At 70.5% G+C, this 4,281-nt stretch carries 3 protein-coding genes and 1 pseudogene; 3 read left to right on the plus strand and 1 reads right to left on the minus strand.

What is annotated here, in order from left to right; translation table 11 throughout:
• Both ACFFNX_RS43700 and ACFFNX_RS43705 read left to right on the plus strand, forming a co-directional pair.
• Window positions 1-256: pseudogene (locus ACFFNX_RS43700) on the plus strand (phosphotransferase); the annotation flags it as partial.
• A gap of 57 nt (window positions 257-313) precedes the next feature.
• Window positions 314-1,015 (plus strand): TetR/AcrR family transcriptional regulator, encoded by a 702-nt coding sequence (locus ACFFNX_RS43705; protein ID WP_378212143.1) that lies wholly within the window; start codon window positions 314-316, stop codon window positions 1,013-1,015.
• A gap of 79 nt (window positions 1,016-1,094) precedes the next feature.
• On the opposite strand, the gene ACFFNX_RS43710 is transcribed toward ACFFNX_RS43705, so the two are convergent.
• A complete protein-coding gene (locus tag ACFFNX_RS43710) occupies window positions 1,095-2,996 on the minus strand; it encodes a S53 family peptidase (protein WP_378212144.1) in 1,902 nt (633 codons plus the stop codon).
• Window positions 2,997-3,358: 362 nt separating this feature from the next.
• Here ACFFNX_RS43710 and ACFFNX_RS43715 point away from each other — a divergent pair, with 362 nt between their 5' ends.
• Window positions 3,359-4,222, plus strand: a complete 864-nt coding sequence (locus tag ACFFNX_RS43715; RefSeq protein ID WP_378212146.1) for a helix-turn-helix transcriptional regulator — start codon at window positions 3,359-3,361, stop codon at window positions 4,220-4,222.
• Window positions 4,223-4,281: the final 59 nt, after the last annotated feature.

Genomic DNA, 4,281 nt, shown 5'->3' on the forward strand with positions numbered 1-4,281 from the left:
CGGCGTCATCGACTGGGGCGACCTGTGCGTCGCCGACTCCGCCGTCGACCTGTCGCTGGCCTACGGCGGTTTCGCCGGCCCGGCCCGTACGGCCCTGCTGGCGGCGTACGGGCCGGTCGGCGCGGAGCGGGAGCTCCGGGCGCGGGTGCTCGCGGTGTTCCTGTGCGCGGCGCTGGCCGAGTACGCCGCCGACACCGGACGCGAGCGCCTGCTGGACGAGGCCCTCGCGGGCATCGGCAGAGCGGTCGCGGACTGACCCGACGTCCAAGAGCGCCGCTCTCGTTTCGTTGCGATGCTCTGTTACGGTCGAGGCATGAACGCGAGCCGGACGGCACGGGAACGGGTGCGCGCCGAGCTGATGGCGGAGATCACCCACATCGCCCGCAGGCACCTGGCCAAGGACGGCGCGGCCGGGCTGTCACTGCGGGCCGTCGCCCGCGAGATGGGGATGGTCTCCTCGGCGATCTACCGTTACTACCCGAGCCGCGACGACCTGCTGACCGCCCTGATCATCGACGGCTACAGCGCCGTGGGCAGGGCGGTGAAGGAGGCCGAGGCCGCCCGCGACCGCGCGGACTTCATGGGGCGCTGGCTCGCGCTCTGCCACGGCCTGCGCGACTGGAGCCTCGCGCATCCTCATGAGTACGCGCTGCTGTACGGCTCGCCCGTGCCCGGCTACCGCGCGCCGGAGGACACCATCGCCCCGGCGTCGGCGTCCGCGGAGGTCTTCGGCCGGCTGGTCGGCGACGCCTTCCGTGCGGGTGTGCTGGACCCGCCGGGCGGCTATCCGCCGGCGCCGCCGTCGCTCGCCGCCGGCGCCGCCGGGATCAGGAGCGCGATCATGCCCGACGTGCCCGACGACGTCGTCGCCCGCGCGGCCACCGCCTGGCCGGGGCTGTTCGGCGCGGTGAGCTTCGAGCTGTTCGGGCAGTACGACAACGTCATCTCCGACCTGGCCGCGACCTTCGACTACGCGATGCGAGGCCTCGGCCGCCTCATCGGCCTGCCGGAGTGACCCGACCGGCGAAAAGGGCGCGGGGCCGGGTGCGTCGATCGCACCCGGCCCCGCGTCGTTCGTTCGCGCAGGCTGTTCCCTACCGGAAGGACCGCAGGTACGCGGAGGTCGGGCTGCCCACACCGGTGCCTCGGTCATAGCCCCGGACGGCGTTCAGGGCGTCCTGCTGCGGGATGCCCTTGTTGCCGGAGGTGACGAGGATGTACTGCAGCGGACCGGTCGCCGCGTACGGGTCGGTGTAGTTCGTGCGGACGTACGCGACCGGGGTGCTCTTGCCGAGCGGAGTGTCGGTCACGTCGTTGTACACCTTCTTGCCCGCCCGGAGGTAGATCGCCGGGTTGGCGAAGCCGATCGGCAGCCGGCCCTGGGCCTGCTGAGCCAGCGCCTGCAGGCCGGCGATGACCGGGCAGGAGAGGCTCGTGCCGCCGACGCGGCTCTCGGTGTAGCCGAACGACCCGTCCGGACGCTGGTTCCACTCCGGGTACCGGATGCCGGTGCCGGAGTCGCCCACCGCGGAGATGTCCGGGATGGTACGCATCGGCTGCTTGGCCGTCGTACCGTCCGGCAGGTTGGTGCTCTGCGACCTGGGCACGACGCCGCGCTGGTAGCCCGGCTGGGAGAACAGGTCGCTCGTACCGCCACCGCCACCGGCCGAGTAGGTCGTCGGGTAGCTGCCGGGCGGCGGGTAGCTCCAGCTCTTGCCGTTCGCCGCGAGGTTGTCGTACTGGACGTTCCAGTGCGTCTCGAACTTGTAGTCGTTGCTCTTGCCGACCGCGAGGGTCGTACCGCCGACCGCGGTCACCCACGGGTCGGAGACGGGCAGGTCGGTCTGGCGTCGCGTCGAACCCGCGTCGCCGTACCGGGCCTGGCACGGGGTGCCGGGCACCTCGTAGCCGCAGTCACCGGTGGAGAAGTAGAAGCCGATGCCCTCGATCGCACCCTGCTTGAAGATCGCCTCTTCGGCGTCGATCATCGACTGGGTGTAGTGCTCGGCCAGGTCGCCCCACGAGTTGCTGACGATGTCGGCGAGGTGGTTGTCGACGATCTTCGCGAGCGCGTCGTCCAGGCCGTCGGCGCAGTTCTGGGCGCCGACGTAGACGACGTTGGCCTTGGGCGCCAGGTCGTGCACGGCGGTGACGTCCAGCGCCTCCTCGCCGTACCAGCCGGCCGCGCCGCACTCGTCGACGAGGTCGAAGTTCGACGGCAGCACCTCGCGGTACTGGCCCTTGGCGAACGCCGGGCTGCCGTACTTCTTGGCGAACTGGTTGGAGACCTCCTCCATCTTCGGCGCGGCGTAGGCGTCGACGATCGCGACCGTCGCGCCCTTGCCGGTCAGCCCGCTCGCGGTCGAGCCGTACGCGCCGCGCAGCTGCTGGGGCAGGAGGCCGCACATCGCCCGCGACTGGTGCTTGCCGTACGCGGTCGGCTTGTCCGTCGCGACCTTCTGGTTCCAGTACTGGGCGCAGGGCTGGGCGACGTTGTAGTTCGGCTCCGGCGGAGGCAGCGTGTCGTCGTGCGTGCGCAGGTGCTTGCCGGTGTCCAGACCGGTCACCGTGAGAACCGAGGACGCCACCGAGGCGGGAACGGTGGCGTTGTTCTCCGGCGCCCGGGCGACCGTGCCCTGAGCCGCGTAGTTGCGGAACTCGGTGCCGAACGCCTTCGTCGCCTTGTCCACATGGCCGGTCACGTGGAGATAGTGACTGTTGGAGCCGGCGAGGTCGACGTACAGGCCCGAGCCGCGGATCCACGACGTGACAGCGTCGATCTGCTGCTGGGACGTCCCGAAGCGCTGGTTGAACTGCTGCGGGGTGAGGTACTTGCCGTACAGCGCGTTACCCGGGGTGGAGACGGCCAGGGCGTAGGCGTCGAGTCCCTTGGGGTCGCGCCCGGTCAGCCAGACCTTCACGTCGACCCGCTGATTGCTGTCGGTCTTGCCGCGGTCGACAGAAGACGCGGCCCATGTGGGCTTGGTCCCCGCCACCGTATGCCGGTCGCTCGCCTGCGCTGTGCCGATAGCCGAGAATGTCGCCGCCACGAGCGGCAGTGCCACGGCTGCGGCTGTCAGAGCACGACGGCGTCGTCCGTCTCGTGACATCCACCAGTCCTTTCGTCAGCGGCGCATAAGTCCGCGACGAGAGGATTTCGGTGCTCCTAAGGTGAAGCAATAGTCGTTATGAAAAAGATGCAAAAATCGGGAACTCTGGGCCAGAAGTGGACATCTCGGTGTGAGCTTGCGCACGGGGGTGCCCGGGTCATTTTTTCGCCATATCGATTGACGGCAGGGGAATCGGCGGCTCCCCCTGCCGCCGCCGGGTGCGACTTCCTCTCAGTACGGTGGTGGGCATGTATCCCGGTTCTGCCCTTGGTGAGTTCCTGCGGTCCCGTCGAGCCCGGCTTCAGCCCGAGGACGTGGGGTTGCGTTCCGGGGTCCGGCATCGCCGGGTGGCCGGGCTGCGCAGGGAGGAGCTGGCACCGCTGGCCGGGGTCAGCGTCGGCTATTACACGCGGCTGGAGCAGGGGCAGAGCCCGAACGTCTCCGAGGAGGTCCTGGACTCCGTCGCCCGCGTCCTGCGGCTGGACGACGACGAGGTGGCGCACCTGCACCGGCTGGCCCGGGTCACGCGGGCGCGGGAGAAGGCGCGGCCCGAACGCCTGCGTCCCGGCATCGGGCGGATGGTGGACTCCTTCACCGAGACGCCTGCGATCGCGGTGGGCAGGCGGGGCGACATCCTGGCGTGGAACCCCCTGGCGCACGCCCTGCTGGCCCCGCACTGGCCTTTCGAGGCCGAGGAGAAGCCGAACTTCGTCCGCGTCGACTTTCTCGAGACGGATTTCTCTCGCGGGCTCTATGCCGACTGGGAGCAGAAGGCCCGTGACGACATCGCCTATCTGGAGGGATCGCTCGGCAGGTTCCCCGGGGACGAGGGGCTGACCGCCCTGATCGAGGAACTGCTGACGCTCAGCCCGGAGTTCCGCACCCTGTGGACCGAGCATCCGGTGAGCAACTGCGCGTCCATCGCGCGTGCCTACCGGCACCCGGACGTGGGCGTCATGACCCTCACCGCCGAGTTCCTGCGAACACCCGACGACGAGGGCCAGGGCGTGACGATGTTCCAGGCCGAGGCGGGCTCGCCGTCGGAGGAACGCCTGCGGCGGCTCGCCGGGTCGGTCAGGCGACCGGCGAGCGCTCAGCCGGCCGGGCGGTAGGGCGCCCGGCCGTCCGGCCGGTGTCGGCCCGGCGAAGCAGGACGCCGCCGGCGACGGCG

The sequence above is a fragment of the Actinoallomurus acaciae genome (genome assembly GCF_042429965.1).
Classification (GTDB): Bacteria; Actinomycetota; Actinomycetes; order Streptosporangiales; family Streptosporangiaceae; genus Actinoallomurus; species Actinoallomurus acaciae.

Excerpts from the sequence above, each read along its gene's own strand:
- ACFFNX_RS43715 (WP_378212146.1), top strand. The coding sequence starts at position 3,359 with ATGTATCCCGGTTCTGCCCTTGGTGAGTTCCTGCGGTCCCGTCGAGCC.
- ACFFNX_RS43705 (WP_378212143.1), top strand. The coding sequence starts at position 314 with ATGAACGCGAGCCGGACGGCACGGGAACGGGTGCGCGCCGAGCTGATG.